Source organism: Bacillus sp. DE0042 (assembly GCF_007680225.1).
GTDB lineage: Bacteria > Bacillota > Bacilli > Bacillales > Bacillaceae_G > Bacillus_A > Bacillus_A wiedmannii.
Genome location: NZ_VEJP01000001.1, coordinates 1367007 through 1384413, shown reverse-complemented (window position 1 = coordinate 1384413; position 17407 = coordinate 1367007). Strand labels below are relative to the sequence as shown.

The window sequence follows — 17407 nt, the reverse complement described above, 5'->3', positions numbered from 1 at the left end:
ATTAGTTTATGAAATTTTACTTATTTTATCATACCATAAATTTCTTCCTCATACGAAAAAAATTCCCAATTTGTGAAAGATTTCATAGCGGAATGATTTGAAAAATAAGTAAAAAAAGAAGCAACTTTTATAAAAGTTGCTTCTGGCGCTATTCAAATTTCGTTGTCATTGTTCCGGTTTTATAACGATTGTTAGGGTCGAAACGTAATAAGTCTCCATAAATGAGTTTGTCGGAGAGTTTCAATTCAGTTTTTGCTTTTTCAATATTTGGTTGACATAATGAAATATCCGCTTCTTCACCTGTATTTCGTTTATAGCACATGTTTTTTGTATAAACATAGTTTTCCGAAACGAAGCTACCATCACGCATTACCATAAGTGGATCTTCTTCTTTAATAAATAGGTCAGTTCCAAATTCAACTGATTGATTTGTTTTAATACCAAGTAAATGAAGTAGCGTTGGTTTAATATCAATTTGACCAGATACTTTAGAAATGACTTTTCCTTCTTGACCAGGTACATGAATAATGAGAGGGACGCGTTGTAATTGCATAGAATCAAACGGTGTAATAGCGTCTTTCCCAAGGAACTGAGCCATAGCTGCGTTATGGTTTTCAGAAATACCATAATGATCTCCATAAATGACAATAACGGAATTATCATACAGTCCTTCGTCTTTTAATTGTTTAATAAATAATTTCAGAGATTCATCCGTGTAACGAACGGTTGGGAAGTAGCGGTTTACAACACCACTTTCCGAATTAAACTCATCAACATATTGATCTTCTGGATTTAGAAGAAATGGAAAATGGTTTGTTAAAGTAATAAATTTTGTATAGAACGGTTGTGGTAAAGATTTTAGCTTTGGAATCGATTGTTCAAAGAACTCTTTATCTTTTAATCCCCAACCGACAGACATTTGTTCTGTGCCTACGTAATCATTTAAATTAAAGTAACGATCATATCCAAGTGCAGGATACATTACATCACGATTCCAAAACGTTTTATCGTTGGAATGGAAGACAGCAGAAGAATATCCGTATTTTTTTAATTGTTCTGGTGTAGCTGTATATTCATTTGTTGCGTGAGTAAAGAATACAGAACCGCGGTCTAACGGATAAAGTGAATTTTCAACGATAAATTCAGCATCAGAAGTTTTACCTTGTCCTGTTTGATGATAGAAGTTATCGAAATAAAAACTATCTTTAATAAGTTCATTTAAAAATGGAGTAATTTCTTTTCCATTTATTTTTTTATTAATAACAAAACTTTGTGTAGATTCCATTGAAATCAAAATTACATTTTTACCTTTTGCAGCTCCAAATAAGTTTTTATCAACTTGCTTATCTTTTGAGTCTGTATAGTTTTTAATTTCAGAGAACCCGTCACCACTTGCAAATACACGTTCAGCTGAAGATTTAGATTGAAGTGTAATATCAAATAGATGATATGTGTATAAACCTAAATTTTTCACGACAGTTTGACGATCAAATGAGCGTGAGAACATTTGTGGTTTATAAATAACTGAAACAACAATTTGTAGTGCTAATAAAGCTGTTACACCGCTAAAGAAAGTTCGCTTCTCAGTGCGAGAAAGCGGCGTCTTGTCACAAAATGCTGGGAATTTACGCGAAAGAAACATTAAAATAATCGCATCTGCAAATAAAAGTAATGTTTTGTACGTAAAGAGTTCTTTTATACTTGTCCCTAAGTCAGCCATATTATTTGTTTGGAATAAAACTGGGAACGTAACGAAATCGTTATAAAACCCATAAAACATTGCATTTCCAAATAAAATAAAGGACAGTATAAAACTGATTCCAATTATAATGCGGTTTCGGTGCTTAGATGCAAGTAAAGCAAAACCGAAAAATAAAAGTAACGCAGCTAGCGGATTAATAAAAAGCATAAATTCTTCAAAGAAATTATCAATTTTAATATCAAATGCTAGCTTGTACACAATATATGTTTTTATCCATAATAAAACGACTGCAACGAGTGCAAATCGCAGTTTTGGAAACAGACGTTGTAGCATAATATACTCCTCTCCTAAAAAGCATGACAGTTCTTGTGAGCCGGTTTGGTTAGCGCCTCATTTTATATATACGAACAGTCCTTTGTTATTATGTTTATTATACTATGAGTATCATTATACGAAAATAAAAGAGAGTTGTGGGCTTTTTTATAATAATTGAGTAGAAAAAGGGCAGTGGGAGACAATAAAACGGAGTTTCTATGTATGATAATTATCGTGCGCAGAAAGAATCGTGTAATAATACGGAGGTTATAATGCGAAAATTATTATATTTTATAGTATGCAGTAGTGTTATACTTTTTGCTTCACCGAGTGTGTCGGTAGCCCAATATGATGCACCTCTTATGGAAGATGCCCTTTATTCTGTTTTATTTCCGAAAATAAATAAAGCAATTGAAAAGCAATATGGGAGCTTGAAGCCTTATCAATGTCCTAAAATTATTAGTTTAAAAAAAGTGTATAGCGGTACATATTTATTTCAAGCAAGTATTGAAGTAACGAAGTATGAACGAGTTGCTGGGAAAATTGCTCCACCATTTGAGAAGGTAACGATTACATTTAATAATGAAGAAGGCGAATGGGAAGTGTCAAAGATTTCAGTAAAGCGCTTACCAAATGATACGAAATTAAACTGTAAAAAAACAATATAAAAAATTGTTTGACAAATAAAATGGTCCTTTGGTATTGTTAATAGCAACAATTAGATGTTTGAAAATTAAATAGACTTACCTCATCTACTCTCAAAGGTAGAGGCCGCGATAGGAAAGAGTAAGCTATGGGAGATTTAATGGAATCTGTGATCATAGGTTGAAAGGGACTATTGCCGAAATATAAGAATAACCATCTTATTCATATATTGGGACTACATTGAATAAATGTAGTACTGTCATAATATTTCTTTTATGGAGAGCTATTTGGAGATGTTGATGCGGTTTCTTATTTTGAGGAGATAACAACTCGTTTATTTTTTCAATATATATTTTTCCTAATAAGAAACGCGTGTGAACATTGTTCCGCGCGTTTTTTGTCTATCTAAAAGCGTGCTGCAATGAATAGAAGATTGGGGTTATGAGTTTTAGAGGAAATAAGGGAGGAATTCAAATGTATTTACACGGCACAAGCCGAATCAATGGGCAAGGACACTTAGAAATTGGAGGGTGCGATACGACGCAGCTAGCAAAACAATACGGAACACCACTTTATGTATACGATGAAGAGTCTATTCGAGGAAAGTGCCGCGCGTTTCATCGTGCGTTTAAAGAAAGTGGTTTCTCTTATCAAGTAGCATATGCAAGCAAGGCGTTCTTGTGCATGGAGATGTGCCGAGTAGCTCGTGAAGAGAATATGTCATTAGATGTTGTTTCTGGTGGGGAATTATATACTGCGCTTCAAGCGGGATTTCCAGCATCTCGTATTCATTTTCACGGCAATAATAAAACAGAAGAAGAAATCGTGATGGCTCTGCAGGCAAATATTGGTTGTTTTGTCGTAGATAATTTCTTAGAATTAGAAATTTTGCATGATTTAGCAGTGCAACATGGGCAATTTGTGAACATATTAATCCGTGTAACGCCTGGAGTAGAGGCGCACACACATGAATATATTACAACAGGTCAAGATGATTCGAAATTTGGGTTTGGAGTTTCAAATGGTCAAGCGATGCAAGCAATTGAGCTTGCTTTACAAAAATCAAATTATAATGTGTTAGGAATTCATTCACATATCGGATCGCAAATATTTGAAACGGCTGGATTTGTTCGAGCGATTGAAGTTCTTCATCAATTTTTAGAACAGGTGAGAGAACGCGCGAACTATGTAGTAAAAGTATTAAATGTAGGCGGAGGATTCGGAATACGCTACACAGAGTCAGATACGCCATTAACTCTTGAGACATATGTGCGAGCTGTAACAAGTGCAGTGAGGGAACAATTTACAGTATGTAATTATCCCTTTCCAGAAATATGGGTTGAACCAGGCCGTAGTATTGTAGGTGATGCTGGAACGACAATTTATACAGTCGGATCTGTGAAAGACATTCCTGGTATTCGGAAATATGTATCAGTGGATGGTGGGATGACTGATAATTTAAGACCTGCTTTATATAACGCTCGTTATGAAGCGATGTTAGCAAATCGAGGGAATGATGAGAATGAGGAACTTGTTTCGATTGCTGGGAAGTGCTGTGAGAGTGGAGATATGTTAATTTGGGATATTACTCTACCGAAAGTTGCTTCTGCCGATTTACTAGCAATTTCTTGTACAGGGGCATACGGGTACTCGATGGCGAATAATTATAATCGGATTCGTAGACCAGCTGTCGTCTTCGCGAAAGGCGGCACATCACAAATTGTTGTAGAACGCGAAACATATGAAAATATTATTGGGAACGATCGCATACGTATTAAAGAACTTGTTTAAATAGAGAAAAGGAGTTGTTCGGATGGGCAATTCCTTTTTTGTAAAATAAAATAATTAAAATATATCGGAAAACTAGGATTGAAAAAAATCAGAATTGTGATAAAATACAAATACAAAGCTTATCAAGAGAAGCGGAGGGAACTGGCCCGAAGAAGCTCGGCAACCTGCTTATAGAAAGCAAGGTGCTAAATCCAGCAAAATGGAATCCATTTTGAAAGATAAGGTAAAATATATTACCGAACAGTCTTTTCGAAATGGGAAAGATTTTTTTTATGAATAAAAAGGGGGGCTGTTCGCGTGAGTGTACGGGAACATTTTGAGGAAGTATCTGAGAAAATTCAAGCGATGCTTGCTGATATGAAATATGGTTCAATTACAATTGTTGTGCAAGATGGGAAAGTCATTCAATTAGAGAAAAGTGAAAAGGTACGTTTAAAGTAAAAAGCGCTGACTAGAAAAACTAGAGGCGGTTTTAACCTATTATATTAGGTTAAAACCGTCTTTTTGCTTTTACAGGGGGAAAAAACATGTTGACGTATGAAACGTGGGAAGAAAATAATGTTCCATTTTCAGAAGAAGATGAAACGAAAGGCGCGCTATCAGTATTAAGTTGGGCTTATAAAGAATATAAAAGTGAAATTGTATATGCATGTAGCTTCGGAGTGGAAGGGATGGTATTACTGCATCTTATAAACCAAGTAAATCCATCTGCTAAAGTTGTATTTTTAGATACAAATGTTCATTTTCGAGAAACGTATGAATTAATTCAAAAAGTGCGGGAACGATTTCCTTCATTAAATATTATAGAAAAACAGCCGGAACTTGCACTTGATGAACAAGCGAAGTTGCATGGTGAGAAATTATGGGAAAGTAATCCGAACCTTTGTTGTAAAATTAGAAAAATTTTACCGTTAGAAAAATCATTAGCAGCGGAAAAAGCGTGGATTTCGGGCTTAAGGAGGGAACAATCAGAAACACGTAAGCATACAAAGTTTATAAATCAAGATCATCGTTTTCAATCGATTAAAGTTTGTCCACTCATTCATTGGACGTGGAAAGAAGTGTGGCGATATGTATACAAACATAGCTTGCCGTATAACCCGCTGCATGATGTTGGATATCCAAGTATTGGTTGTGAGAAGTGTACGTTACCTGTAGGTGAGGGTGGAGATTCGAGAGATGGTAGGTGGTCTGGAAAAGTGAAAACAGAATGTGGTCTTCATTACCAATAAGATGAATTTGAAAATAAAGCTAAGAGAGGAAATAGAAAATGAGTACAAGAAACGAATTAATAAATCGTATAGACGAGACTTACGACGTATCACAAATCGAAAAAGAAATTGAACTAGACAACATTGCGTTAAGTGATTTAGAGCTATTAGCGACAGGGGGATATAGCCCACTTACTGGTTTTTTAGGAAAGAAAGATTATGATTCGGTCGTAGAAACACTTCGCTTAGCAAACGGGAGTGTATGGAGTATACCGATTACATTACCAGTAACAGAAGAAGTAGCAGAGAGTCTGAAAGCTGGAGAGGAAGTAAAACTTGTTAACGCTGAAAATGTATATGGTGTCATTCAAATAGAAGATATTTTTGTGCCTGACAAGGAAAAAGAAGCGTTACTTGTGTATAAAACGACGGATGAGGCTCATCCAGGAGTGAAAAAATTATATGAACGACCGAACTTTTATGTCGGGGGAGCTATTATTCTTACAAAACGCTTTGAAAATAATCCGTTTCCTTCTTATCATTTAGATCCAATTGAAACGAGAGAAGAATTTAAAAAGCGTGGTTGGAAAACAGTGGTTGGATTTCAAACGAGAAATCCGGTACATCGTGCCCATGAATACATTCAAAAATCTGCCCTGGAAATTGTAGATGGTCTCTTTTTAAATCCGCTCGTTGGGGAAACGAAGTCGGACGATATTCCTGCTGATGTAAGGATGGAAAGCTATGAAGTATTACTTCAAAACTATTATCCGAAAGATCGTGTCTTTTTAGGTGTATTTCCTGCAGCAATGCGTTACGCAGGACCGAGGGAAGCGATATTCCATGCATTAGTCAGAAAGAATTTTGGATGCACTCACTTTATCGTAGGGCGCGATCATGCAGGAGTAGGAGATTATTACGGGACTGATGAAGCACAAGAAATTTTTACAAACTTTACAGTGGAAGAGTTAGGGATTACACCGTTATTTTTTGAACATAGTTTTTACTGCACGAAATGTGAAGCGATGGCTTCGACGAAAACATGCCCACACGGAAAAGAGGATCATGTCATTTTATCAGGTACGAAAGTAAGAGAACTATTAAGAAACGGTGAGGTTCCGCCGAGTACATTTAGTCGTAAAGAAGTAGTGGAAGTGCTAATTAAAGGTTTGAAAAAAGAAGTAGTAACCGAATAGGGAGAGAATGACATGGATACGAATATTACTTGGCATACAGCATCTGTTTCAAAAGATGAGAGAAGAGTAAGAAATGGGCATCATAGTTTTGTAGTTTGGTTTACTGGTCTATCAGCTTCAGGTAAATCTACGGTGGCGAACGCGGTTGCTCGTAAACTATTTGAAAAGAATATTGGAAACTATGTACTAGATGGAGATAATGTACGCCACGGTTTAAATAAAGACTTAGGTTTTTCTGAAAGTGATCGTATGGAAAATATAAGACGGATTGGTGAAGTGGCGAAGCTATTTGTAGATCAAGGTACTGTTGTTCTTACAGCGTTTATTTCACCGTTTCGAGTAGACCGAAAACAAGTTAGAGATCTATTAGCGGCAGATGAGTTTATAGAAGTGTTTGTAAAATGTCCAATTGAAGAGTGTGAAAAACGTGATCCAAAAGGGTTATACAAAAAGGCAAGACAGGGTGATATTAAAGAGTTTACTGGTGTTGATTCACCGTATGAAGAGCCAGAGAAGGCAGAGTTAATTGTAGAAACGCACAAGTATTCTATTGAAGAATGTGCAGAACAAATCGTGAAGTACTTACAAGAGCGTGGTTTTACCCCGCTATTTGCCGGGCAGTAAAACTCCCATCTCGAAATTTGGCTAGGGCAAAGAAGTTAGGTGGGAGATGAACTGCCCGTAAATGCCCGATTGGTTCAACTAATAATCAGTGGGGGATGAACACTTCCCACTGATTAAAGTTTCACTTTATATAGGGGGATTAAAAAATGAGTTATGAAAAAGTATGGGCTAACAATGAAAAATTAAATCAGACTGAGAAAAATAAATTAAAAAAAGATGGATTGGAAATTTTTAATGATATTCCTTACTATGCGGAGAATGGATTCGAATCTATTCCGAAAGAAGAGTGGGACGCATTCAAATGGGCAGGGTTGTATTTACAACGTCCCAAAGAAGCTGGTTATTTTATGATGCGTGTAAATATTCCATCAGGGATTATTACGAACGCGCAGGCAGAAGTGCTTGCTTCTATCGCTGAAGATTATGGGCGTGACGTAATAGATATTACGACAAGACAGGCGATTCAGTTTCATTGGTTAGAAATTCATCAAATTCCAGATATTTTTAAAAGATTAGCAAGAGTTGGGTTATCTTCAGCTGGGGCTTGTGGTGATATAACGCGTAATATTACAGGGAATCCACTTGCTGGCATTGATGCAAATGAACTGTTTGATACAACTGGTATTGTGAAAGAGGTATATGACTATTTCCAACATAATGAAGAGTTTTCTAACTTACCACGTAAATTTAAAATGTCTATTAGTTCTAACATCTATAACTCAGCAAACGCAGAGATTAACTGTGTTGCATTTACACCTGCTACGAAAGAAATAGAAGGCGAGAAAAAAGTTGGTTTTCATATAAAAGTAGGTGGTGGATTATCAGCTCGTCCATATTTAGCTGATGAATTAGATGTATTCGTTTTACCAGAAGAAGTGAAGGGGGTAGCGATTGCAATTGCTACGATATTCCGTGATTTTGGATACCGCGAAAAACGTCATTTAGCTCGTTTGAAATTTCTAGTTGCAGACTGGGGAGCAGAGAAATTTAAAGAGAAACTAATAGAGTATATAGGACCATTGCAAAGTAAAGGAGAAAGTGCTCTCAAAGGATGGAATGCGGGATACTTTTATGGTGTTCAAGATCAAAAACAAGATGGACTAAAATATGTAGGTTTTAATGTGCCGGTAGGACGTCTACATGCAGAAGAAATGTTTGAGATTGCAAGAATTGCTAAGCAGTATGGAAATGGACAGATTCGTACATGTAATTCGCAAAACTTCATTATTCCGAATGTTCCGCCAAAAAATGTAACAGGTTTACTAAATGAGCCGTTGTTTGAAGCGATATCAGCAAGTCCGAAATCATTTATTGGTCATGCGGTTTCTTGTACCGGTATTGAATATTGCAATCTTGCTTTAGTAGAAACGAAAGAAAGATTACGCAAAATCGCAGAGTACTTAGATACACAAATTGCACTCGATGTTCCAGTTCGTATTCATATGGTAGGATGCCCGAATTCATGTGGACAACGTCAAATTGCTGACATTGGATTACAAGGGGTGAAAATGAAAACGAAGGAAAAAGGAATTGTTGAAGCATTTGAAATATACGTAGGTGGAACGTTGTTAGATGGCGGTGCTTACAATCAAAAGTTAAAAGGGAAAATAGATGGCGAGGATCTACCTGAAGTACTTGCATCATTTATAAGTTATTTCAAAGAGAATAAATTACCAGCTGAAACGTTTTATGATTTTGTCGGTCGTGTTGGTATAGAGACATTACAAATAGCGTTAAATACCGTGTTAGAAGAAGTAATAGCGTCTTAGGAGGGACAATATGGATTTATATCGATTTGAAGCTGTGTTAGTAAATAGTATTGTTCCGATTGTTGTCGTTGCTCAAAGTGAAGAACAGGCATTTAAGCTTGCGGAGATGGAGCTTGAAAAGCATTTTTTACCGTTACCAGAAGTAAAGGAGATTTCCCTATTTGAAAAAAAGAAGATTCGAAAAGGTGCGGCATTTGTTATTCATGAGTAGGGAAAAGGTAATACGAAATAATGAAAACTTCCATTCGTATATAAGGATGGAAGTTTCACTTTAATAGTAGAAATGAGGAGAGATGATGGGGAAGGTTTATATCGTTGGTGCAGGTCCTGGTGATCCAGATTTAATTACTGTGAAAGGGTTGAAATGTATTGAGAAGGCAGACGTTATTTTATACGACCGTCTCGTGAATAAAGAGTTACTTTCATACGCAAAGCCTGAAGCTGATTTAATTTATTGCGGAAAACTACCAAATTATCACACGATGAAGCAAGAGACGATTAACACGTTTCTTATTAAATATGCGAAAAAGGGAAAAGTTGTAACGAGGCTTAAGGGCGGCGATCCATTTGTATTTGGTAGAGGAGGAGAAGAAGCTGAAGCGTTAGCAAAGCAAGGTGTACCATTTGAAATCGTTCCTGGTATTTCAGCTGGAATAGCTGCTCCTGCTTATGCTGGCATTCCAGTGACACATCGTGATGCAAGTGCAAGTTTTGCTATTGTGACAGGGCATAGGAAAGAAGGTGTTGAAGAAGAAGTGAAGTGGGAACATTTAGCGAAAGGTGTAGAGACTTTAGCTGTATATATGGGGGTTAGCAATTTACCCTACATATGTGAACAACTGATGAAGCATGGAAAAGACAAAAGTACATCTGCGGCTATTATTGAGCGGGGAACGACATCAATGCAGCGCACAGTTGTTGGGACGTTAGGAACAATTGTAGATGTTGCGAAAAAAGAACAAATTCAAAATCCGAGCATGATTGTAATTGGAGAAGTGGTCCGTTTTAGAGAAAAAATCCATTGGTTTGAGAAACAGACAGAAAGTACGTATCAAGTAAGCGGAGTGTTATAAAATGAAAGCCATCTTATATATATGTCATGGAAGTCGTTTGAAAGCAGCTAAAGAAGAAGCGGTTGCATTTATTACGTCATGCATGAACCGTGTAGAGGCAAGTATTCAAGAAGTTTGTTTTTTAGATTTAGCGAGTCCAACGATTGATGAAGGGTTCCGTACATGTGTGAAGCGTGGTGCTACAGAGATTATTGTTATTCCAGTTTTTTTATTAGCGGCAGGTCATGTGAAAAAAGATATACCGTTTGAATTGGAAAAGTTAAATAATCAATTTTCGAATGTTAAAGTGACCTACGGTAACCCGTTTGGTGTATCAGAAACACTTGTTAAATCGGTGTATAGCGGAAGTGGCATTGAACAGGAAGATAAGGATGAAGTAACGCTACTTCTCGTTGCAAGAGGGAGTAGTGATCCTGACGTATTAAGAGATATAAACTGGATCGCTTCTTTATTTCAACATGAAGAGAAAATTAAAAAAGTAGAGGTTTGTTATTTAGCGGCTGCCGAGCCAAAATTTGAGGAGAAGTTAAAGGAAGTTGTTGAACGAAAAGAAAAGAATATCGTTGTATTGCCTTACTTATTATTTACAGGTTTACTTATGAAACATATTGAAAAAGAAGTGCGCCAATATGAGTCGGATGAGATAAAAATAAGTCCGTATTTAGGAAAAAATGAAGCGTTTCAATATATGTTAATTCAGAAAACGAAGAAATTATTGAAGGGAGATCAATATGTATCCACTTACAGTGCGAGTTGAGAAGAAACGTGTTGTTGTCATTGGTGGAGGAAAAGTCGCGGGATTTAAAATTATTCCTTTACTAAAACAAGGTGCGGATATAATTGTGATAAGTCCTGAATTGGATGCGAATTTAGTGAAACTAGTGGAAGAAAAGCAAATTCGTTGGTATCAAAGGGAGTATGAAAAAAGTGATATTCAAGGTGCTTTTTTAGTTGTTGCAGCGAGTAGTGATGCCGTATTAAATGAACAAATTGCTGAAGATAGCACAGAGAATCAATTAGTAAATGTTATTACGAACCCGGAAAGTGGCAATGTTCATTTTCCGGCGGCGATTCATCGTGGATTACTGAATGTGGCTGTTTCTACTGGAGGAGCAAGTCCGAAACTGGCAAAAAAAATCCGTGATGATATCGCAAATAAATATGATGAGGCGTATGAATCGTATCTTGATTTTTTATACGAAGTTAGAATAAAAGTGAAAGAATTACAAATAGAGAAAAGAGAGAGAAATACATTGTTGCAAGAAGTATTAAAGTCGATATATGTTCAAAATGAACAAAAAAGAAAATTGTTTTTACAAGAATTAGAGAGAAGAGTTCAAATAGGATAATGAATAAATTGTACTTTACAACTATAAAAATATAATTTATAATCACAAGTAACTTCAATAAATGAAATCGATGAGCAAGAAGAGTATGTATATTTGATACGTTCAGAGAGCTGGGGTAAGGTGGGAGCCCGGTACGATAAAATATACAGAATGGGCTTGCGAGAGGTATGTTGAACATTGTAGTAGGCAACCCGGGTTCCGCCGTTAAAAGGATAGAGTATCGGAGTTTTCCTGTACTTGAACAAGTGGGATTTATCAATCCAATTGAGGTGGTACCACGGTATTTACATTACATATATCGTCCTCTACATGCATATTTGCGTGTAGGGGACTTTTTTATTTTCTAAAGGAGGTGTGCGAGTATGAAATGAAAGTGTATAATAAGTAAAAGTTTAAATATTCAGAAAAGGAGAATTTATGATGAAAGAAACACAGCAATGGACGTCGAAAATAGGCTTTGTACTCGCAGCAGCCGGAGCCGCAGTAGGTCTTGGTGCCATATGGAAATTTCCATATGTTGCAGGTAATGGCGGGGGAGGCGCATTCTTCCTTGTATTTTTACTATTAACTTTATTTATAGGTATGCCTTTACTATTAGCGGAGTTTGTTATTGGACGTAGCACTCAAAAAGAGGCGGTTACAGCTTATAAAGTACTAGTACCAAATAGTAAAGTATATCCTTGGATTGGTCGTATGGGAGTTGTAACTTGTTTTAGTGTACTCTCTTTCTATAGTGTTGTAGGTGGATGGATTTTACTGTATTTATACTATAGTGTTACAGGAAGCTTCTGGAATGGTGTTGTTGATTATGGAAAATTATTTGGTGAAACGATTTCAAATCCAGTAAGTGCGATTGGAGCGCAATTTATCTTTATGCTTTGTACTATTTTTGTAGTAAGTAAAGGTGTAGAGAAGGGAATAGAAAAGGCAAGTAAGTATATGATGCCGCTATTATTTATTTTGTTTATTGCAATCATAGTTCGTGCTTTAACACTTGATGGTGCTTTTGCTGGGGTAGAGTTCTTCTTGAAACCAGATTTTTCAAAGCTGACAGCAGATACGATTTTATACGCGATGGGACAATCGTTCTTCTCACTAACAGTAGGTGCCTCAGTAATGGTCACATATAGTTCGTACTTGAAGAAAGAAGAACATTTAGCTAAATCAGCAACATCTATTGTAAGTTTAACGGTTTTTGTTACAGTACTTGCAGGATTAGCAATTTTCCCGGCGATTTTCGCATTAGGCGTTAAGCCGACTGAAGGACCAGGACTACTGTTTATCGTCCTTCCGGCAGTATTTGCGAAAATACCATTGGGACAATTTTTCTTCATTATGTTTTTAGTTTTATTCTTCTTTGCAACGTTAACATCTGCTATTTCCATGCTTGAAATTGTAGTAGCATCTGTTGCGAAAGATAATGAGAAAAAGCGTCCGTCAGCATCATTATTAATTGGTATTCTTATTTTTGCAGTTGGAATCCCGTCAGCATTATCGTTTGGAATTATGAGTGATGTGAAAATATTTGGTAAGACATTCTTTGATTTCGTCGATTTTTCGGTAAGTAATGTATTGCTGCCACTCGGAGTACTAGCCATTTCGCTATTCGTACCAAGTAAAATGAGTAAAGAGATGTTAATGAAAGAATTAGAAGTTACGGAAACGAAAGGGAAAACATTATTTAATATTTGGTTCTTCTTGCTTCGTTATGTTATTCCAGTAACTGTAATTATTGTATTTTTAAATGCGATAGGCGTATTTAAAATGTTTGCATAATAAAAAGACGGAGATTTCTCCGTCTTTTTATTATGTTGTAGGTGTATTTAATAAACGATTATATGCTTTATAGGCTGTGACGACTGCGATAAATGATCCGATTAAAAATAATGCTGAGCCGCCAAATGTAAATAGCCGGCCGATGTAAGTTTCTCTAGCCTCTTCTATTTTTTGTTGTAATTGTGTATTCATATGATTCACCCCGTAAAATATAGGCATTTAGTTGTAGTCTATGTGGAATGCCTATAGTGTGTGAAGGGTATAGAAAAAACTCGGTATGCACCGAGTTTTTTTCTATAATCCGATATAAGGAGATGGATCAACTGCATTTGTCTTGCCGACATTCCATTCTCCAAGGTGAAGTTCGAAGTGTAAATGTTGTCCGTATGATTGGCCAGTGTTCCCCATAAATCCAAGTTGAGTGCCTTGTTTTACGGTTTGTCCATTTGATACAGAACGGCTACTCATATGAGCATATACTGTCGTATATGTTTTTCCGTTTATACGGTGAGATAAATACACAACGTTTCCGTAACTAGATGATAATTCCGAGCGGATAACAACGCCATCAGCAGCGGCAATAATTGGAACGGTTCCTGAAGCTGCGATATCGATTCCTTTATGGTTATCTATAGAGCGCACGCCAAACCCAGAAGTTTTTGATCCAGCTGCTGGCTTAATAAACCCGCCAATATTTGTATCGTGTGGTGTTGGAGCTGCTTGAGCTGTTTGAGCAGATGTAGTAGCTTGTTTACGAGCTTCTTCTGCCTTGCGAGCTTCTTCTGCTTTACGAGCCTCTTCGGCACGTTTTTCTTCTTCAATTGCTTTTTGAACAGCTTGACGCTGATTTTCTAAAATGCCTTTAGATTCTTCTAATCCTTCAATCTCTGAATCTACTTTTGCTACTTTCGTATGTAGATCGCTAATAAAGGTTTGCTGCTGTTGCTGATTCGTTTGCAACTCTTGTTGTTTTTGAACTAATTTCTGTTCGGATTCTTTTAATTGTTGCTCTTTTTTCTCAACAGCCTCTTTTTCAGTTGCTACAGCATTTTGGTCAGTTGTTTGCTTTTTCACAATATCTGTATCATTGTTTAAAATTAAACTTACAGAGTACATATTATCAACAAGATCAGCAATATTTGTAGAATTTGTTAATACCTCTGTAATGATATTTGTACGAGGTTTTTCTTGCATAGATTGTAAACGTTGCTTAATAACTTCCTGACGCGTATCTATGTTTGTTTGTAATTGCTCTATATGTTTCTTTTTTTCAGCGATTACTTGTTGTGTTTTACTAATTTCTTTTTTTGTATCGTTTAATTCAGCTTCGTTTTTATTAATAGAAGTAGTTAGGTCGTCGATTTTCTTTTGTAATTCTTGAATTTCCTTTTCTATTTGTTCTTTCTCGGCTGATTTATTTTGTAAGTCATTTTGTTTTCCTTCTAATTCAGATTGAATATTAGATAATTTATCTTGATTCGTTTCAGCGTATACGGGTGAAAGTAGTGGAGAAACAAAAATCGTTCCTGCTGCTAAAACACTAAACGCTGCAAATTTCTTTTTCATGGTTGTCTGGCTCCTTTCCCTATGAATGTTATATATCATAAGAAGAAGAGTGTCTATCGTTGTAACCATAATGTAAAGAAAATTTTATAAAATTGCTAAGTTTTGTCGGAATTTATCATTTTTTTAATGATAATTGTCATGTTGGATGCGCTTTTTATTCGTTCAACAAGGATGTATTTTTTGGATTTTATTGTAAAATAAAGGAAAAATATATTTGTTTTATATAGTAAAATAGTAGATAGGAATCCAATAAAACACTGATAAGGAATCGTTCTCATGTGAGGTTTTCTGACATGGGTTTTGTTTTTGTCAAGAAAATTATTTGCATTCGGGCAAACTTATTTTGTTGTCAGATTTTAAATTTTGATTTATGATTTTTAACAGGGACAAAATGTAGTGAATTGTCGAATAATATGTAATACTCTTAATTTCAAGTTTTATAAATATAGAATGAGAGATAGAGTGACACATCGAAGAGGGGGTTACAACAAATATGAAAAGAATAGGACTTGCATGGCAAATATTAATAGGACTTGCGCTTGGTATTGCAGTTGGGGCGATTTTCTTTGATAATCCAGCGGTTGTGAAATATTTACAACCAATTGGTGATATTTTCATCCGATTAATTAAAATGATCGTTGTACCAATTGTTGTAGCAAGTATTGTTGTTGGGGTTGCTGGTGTTGGTGATGTAAAAAAACTGGGCCGACTAGGCGGAAAAACAATTCTTTATTTTGAAATTATTACAACAATTGCAATTATTGTCGGTCTATTAATTGCGAATATTTTCCAACCAGGAAAAGGCGTAAATATGGATCAGTTAACGAAGACAGATATTTCGAAATATACACATACGACAGAGCAAGTGCAAAGTCATTCATTTGCAGATACATTTGTAAATATTGTTCCAACAAACATTATGAAGTCATTAGCTGACGGAGATATGCTTGCTATTATCTTCTTCTCTGTATTATTTGGTTTAGGTGTAGCAGCAATTGGTGAAAGAGGAAGACCGGTTCTTCAATTTTTCCAAGGTGTAGCTGATGCAATGTTTTATGTAACAAACCAAGTTATGAAATTTGCACCATTTGGTGTGTTTGCACTAATTGGTGTTACAGTTTCTACATTCGGTCTAGCTTCATTAATTCCATTAGGGAAATTACTAATTGTCGTATATGGAGCAATGATCTTCTTCGTCGTAGTTGTCTTAGGACTTACAGCGAAAATATTTGGAATTAACATTTTCCAATTCTTTAAGATTTTAAAAGACGAGCTGATCTTAGCATATTCTACAGCGAGTTCAGAAACAGTTTTACCGAAAATCATGGAGAAAATGGAGAAGTTCGGTTGTCCGAAAGCAATTACATCTTTCGTTATTCCGACAGGTTATTCATTTAACTTAGATGGATCAACTTTATATCAAGCAATTGCGGCTATTTTCCTAGCACAAATGTACGGTATTGATTTATCTATTACACAACAAATTACATTATTACTTGTATTAATGGTTACATCAAAAGGTATCGCAGGTGTACCAGGCGTATCATTCGTTGTATTATTAGCGACACTTGGTACAGTAGGTATTCCACCTGAAGGTTTAGCATTCATCGCTGGTATTGACCGTATTTTAGATATGGCTCGTACAGCAGTTAACGTTGTAGGTAACTCTTTAGCAGCTGTAGTTATGTCTAAGTGGGAAGGTCAGTATGACGCTGAAAAAGGACAAGCTTATTTGAAAGAAATTTCTAATAAGCAAGCAGCTTAATTATAATTTGAACAAGCTCTCACATAATATGTGGGGGCTTTTCTATATAGAAGGGAAGCGGACGTAATGAAACGTAAATATGGTGACGGTTCTTCGTGGAAGCGACTAATAGAGAAGGATTATACGGTTAAGCAAGTAGAAGAAGGAATGCTAGGAATATTAGACATAAAAAAGGTAAGAGAACCTAGTTGTAAAGAATATGATGGTAAAAAACTTTTTATCGCAGAGAATCAATATACGTGGATTCAATATTTCATAGACGGGAAAAACTTTGCGATTACAGCTATGTTAGATGATCAGAAAAAATTAGTGCAATATTACATCGATGTGGCGAAAGAATATAAAATTGATGACCGTGGTTTACCGTATTTTGATGATTTATATTTAGATGTAGTGTTATTACCGAACGGTAAGATGTATGTACTAGATGAAGATGAGCTAGAGGATGCCTATAAAAGTGGCGATGTTACAAAAGAAGAGTACGAGTTAGCTTGGTACACTACGAAATGGATAATAGATGCAATAAAAAATAGTGAATTTTATTGGATTTCAATATTGGAAGAAGAAATCAAAAAGTTAAAATGATTGTTGTATTCAAATTTTTTCATAATTACCAAAAAAATCT

Annotated in this window: 17 protein-coding genes, 2 riboswitches and 1 other annotated feature; of the genes, 14 read left to right on the top strand and 3 right to left on the bottom strand. The window is 35.8% G+C overall.

Features of this window, described 5'->3' with window-relative positions:
* Positions 1-148 precede the first annotated feature (148 nt).
* Positions 149-2035, bottom strand: a complete 1887-nt coding sequence (locus tag FS802_RS06825) for an LTA synthase family protein (RefSeq protein WP_098653889.1) — start codon at positions 2033-2035, stop codon at positions 149-151.
* Between the two features lie 254 nt (positions 2036-2289).
* Here FS802_RS06825 and FS802_RS06820 point away from each other — a divergent pair, with 254 nt between their 5' ends.
* From FS802_RS06820 to FS802_RS06760, 12 genes are all read left to right on the top strand, one after another.
* Positions 2290-2685 carry a DUF3888 domain-containing protein gene (locus tag FS802_RS06820; protein WP_001228833.1) on the top strand — a complete coding sequence of 132 codons (396 nt, stop codon included), beginning with the start codon at positions 2290-2292 and terminating at the stop codon, positions 2683-2685.
* Between the two features lie 89 nt (positions 2686-2774).
* A riboswitch (Lysine riboswitch) is annotated at positions 2775-2956 on the top strand.
* 180 nt (positions 2957-3136) lie between these two features.
* Positions 3137-4453 (top strand): diaminopimelate decarboxylase, encoded by a 1317-nt coding sequence (gene lysA / locus FS802_RS06815; RefSeq protein WP_098707592.1) that lies wholly within the window; start codon positions 3137-3139, stop codon positions 4451-4453.
* Between the two features lie 116 nt (positions 4454-4569).
* A riboswitch (SAM riboswitch) is annotated at positions 4570-4678 on the top strand.
* Between the two features lie 72 nt (positions 4679-4750).
* Complete coding sequence (locus FS802_RS06810) at positions 4751-4894, top strand: YezD family protein (protein WP_000116163.1); 144 nt, start codon at positions 4751-4753, stop codon at positions 4892-4894.
* Positions 4895-4980: 86 nt separating this feature from the next.
* On the top strand, positions 4981-5685 hold the full coding sequence (locus tag FS802_RS06805; protein WP_000959000.1) for a phosphoadenylyl-sulfate reductase: 705 nt from the start codon (positions 4981-4983) through the stop codon (positions 5683-5685).
* A 38-nt stretch (positions 5686-5723) separates the two neighbouring features.
* Positions 5724-6860 carry a sulfate adenylyltransferase gene (gene sat, locus FS802_RS06800; RefSeq protein WP_144524937.1) on the top strand — a complete coding sequence of 379 codons (1137 nt, stop codon included), beginning with the start codon at positions 5724-5726 and terminating at the stop codon, positions 6858-6860.
* Between the two features lie 12 nt (positions 6861-6872).
* Complete coding sequence (cysC, locus tag FS802_RS06795) at positions 6873-7484, top strand: adenylyl-sulfate kinase (RefSeq protein WP_000380517.1); 612 nt, start codon at positions 6873-6875, stop codon at positions 7482-7484.
* Positions 7485-7630: 146 nt separating this feature from the next.
* A complete protein-coding gene (locus FS802_RS06790; RefSeq protein WP_098707590.1) occupies positions 7631-9253 on the top strand; it encodes a nitrite/sulfite reductase in 1623 nt (540 codons plus the stop codon).
* Positions 9254-9263: 10 nt separating this feature from the next.
* Complete coding sequence (locus FS802_RS06785; protein WP_000366917.1) at positions 9264-9464, top strand: DUF3906 family protein; 201 nt, start codon at positions 9264-9266, stop codon at positions 9462-9464.
* Positions 9465-9549: 85 nt separating this feature from the next.
* Positions 9550-10326 (top strand): uroporphyrinogen-III C-methyltransferase, encoded by a 777-nt coding sequence (cobA, locus tag FS802_RS06780; RefSeq protein ID WP_000521275.1) that lies wholly within the window; start codon positions 9550-9552, stop codon positions 10324-10326.
* A gap of 1 nt (position 10327) precedes the next feature.
* On the top strand, positions 10328-11083 hold the full coding sequence (locus FS802_RS06775) for a sirohydrochlorin chelatase (protein WP_144524935.1): 756 nt from the start codon (positions 10328-10330) through the stop codon (positions 11081-11083).
* On the top strand, positions 11058-11675 hold the full coding sequence (locus FS802_RS06770; RefSeq protein ID WP_000283334.1) for an NAD(P)-binding protein: 618 nt from the start codon (positions 11058-11060) through the stop codon (positions 11673-11675). Before FS802_RS06775 ends, FS802_RS06770 begins: the two co-directional genes overlap by 26 nt.
* A gap of 61 nt (positions 11676-11736) precedes the next feature.
* Positions 11737-11984, top strand: a binding site (T-box leader).
* Positions 11985-12095: 111 nt separating this feature from the next.
* Positions 12096-13451 carry a sodium-dependent transporter gene (locus FS802_RS06760; RefSeq protein ID WP_141545920.1) on the top strand — a complete coding sequence of 452 codons (1356 nt, stop codon included), beginning with the start codon at positions 12096-12098 and terminating at the stop codon, positions 13449-13451.
* 30 nt (positions 13452-13481) lie between these two features.
* On the opposite strand, the gene FS802_RS30970 is transcribed toward FS802_RS06760, so the two are convergent.
* Both FS802_RS30970 and FS802_RS06755 read right to left on the bottom strand, forming a co-directional pair.
* Complete coding sequence (locus tag FS802_RS30970) at positions 13482-13643, bottom strand: hypothetical protein (RefSeq protein WP_001096003.1); 162 nt, start codon at positions 13641-13643, stop codon at positions 13482-13484.
* A 102-nt stretch (positions 13644-13745) separates the two neighbouring features.
* The gene (locus FS802_RS06755; protein ID WP_000726100.1) at positions 13746-15017 is read right to left on the bottom strand and encodes a murein hydrolase activator EnvC family protein; all 1272 of its coding nucleotides are present in this window, start codon (positions 15015-15017) and stop codon (positions 13746-13748) included.
* Positions 15018-15510: 493 nt separating this feature from the next.
* On the opposite strand from FS802_RS06755, the gene gltP reads away from it, so the two are divergent.
* Complete coding sequence (gene gltP, locus FS802_RS06750) at positions 15511-16782, top strand: glutamate/aspartate:proton symporter GltP (protein ID WP_000821129.1); 1272 nt, start codon at positions 15511-15513, stop codon at positions 16780-16782.
* Between the two features lie 66 nt (positions 16783-16848).
* Positions 16849-17367, top strand: a complete 519-nt coding sequence (locus FS802_RS06745; protein ID WP_098653882.1) for a ribonuclease FAU-1 family protein — start codon at positions 16849-16851, stop codon at positions 17365-17367.
* The last annotated feature ends 40 nt before the right edge of the window (positions 17368-17407 follow it).

Bases quoted from the DNA above. Each gene is read 5' to 3' on its own strand.
- FS802_RS30970 (WP_001096003.1), bottom strand. From the start codon at position 13,643: ATGAATACACAATTACAACAAAAAATAGAAGAGGCTAGAGAAACTTAC.
- FS802_RS06755 (WP_000726100.1), bottom strand. From the start codon at position 15,017: ATGAAAAAGAAATTTGCAGCGTTTAGTGTTTTAGCAGCAGGAACGATT.
- FS802_RS06805 (WP_000959000.1), top strand. From the start codon at position 4,981: ATGTTGACGTATGAAACGTGGGAAGAAAATAATGTTCCATTTTCAGAA.
- FS802_RS06760 (WP_141545920.1), top strand. From the start codon at position 12,096: ATGAAAGAAACACAGCAATGGACGTCGAAAATAGGCTTTGTACTCGCA.
- lysA (WP_098707592.1), top strand. From the start codon at position 3,137: ATGTATTTACACGGCACAAGCCGAATCAATGGGCAAGGACACTTAGAA.
- FS802_RS06820 (WP_001228833.1), top strand. From the start codon at position 2,290: ATGCGAAAATTATTATATTTTATAGTATGCAGTAGTGTTATACTTTTT.
- cobA (WP_000521275.1), top strand. From the start codon at position 9,550: ATGGGGAAGGTTTATATCGTTGGTGCAGGTCCTGGTGATCCAGATTTA.
- FS802_RS06770 (WP_000283334.1), top strand. From the start codon at position 11,058: ATGTATCCACTTACAGTGCGAGTTGAGAAGAAACGTGTTGTTGTCATT.
- gltP (WP_000821129.1), top strand. From the start codon at position 15,511: ATGAAAAGAATAGGACTTGCATGGCAAATATTAATAGGACTTGCGCTT.
- sat (WP_144524937.1), top strand. From the start codon at position 5,724: ATGAGTACAAGAAACGAATTAATAAATCGTATAGACGAGACTTACGAC.
- FS802_RS06775 (WP_144524935.1), top strand. From the start codon at position 10,328: ATGAAAGCCATCTTATATATATGTCATGGAAGTCGTTTGAAAGCAGCT.
- FS802_RS06790 (WP_098707590.1), top strand. From the start codon at position 7,631: ATGAGTTATGAAAAAGTATGGGCTAACAATGAAAAATTAAATCAGACT.
- FS802_RS06785 (WP_000366917.1), top strand. From the start codon at position 9,264: ATGGATTTATATCGATTTGAAGCTGTGTTAGTAAATAGTATTGTTCCG.
- FS802_RS06825 (WP_098653889.1), bottom strand. From the start codon at position 2,035: ATGCTACAACGTCTGTTTCCAAAACTGCGATTTGCACTCGTTGCAGTC.
- cysC (WP_000380517.1), top strand. From the start codon at position 6,873: ATGGATACGAATATTACTTGGCATACAGCATCTGTTTCAAAAGATGAG.
- FS802_RS06745 (WP_098653882.1), top strand. From the start codon at position 16,849: ATGAAACGTAAATATGGTGACGGTTCTTCGTGGAAGCGACTAATAGAG.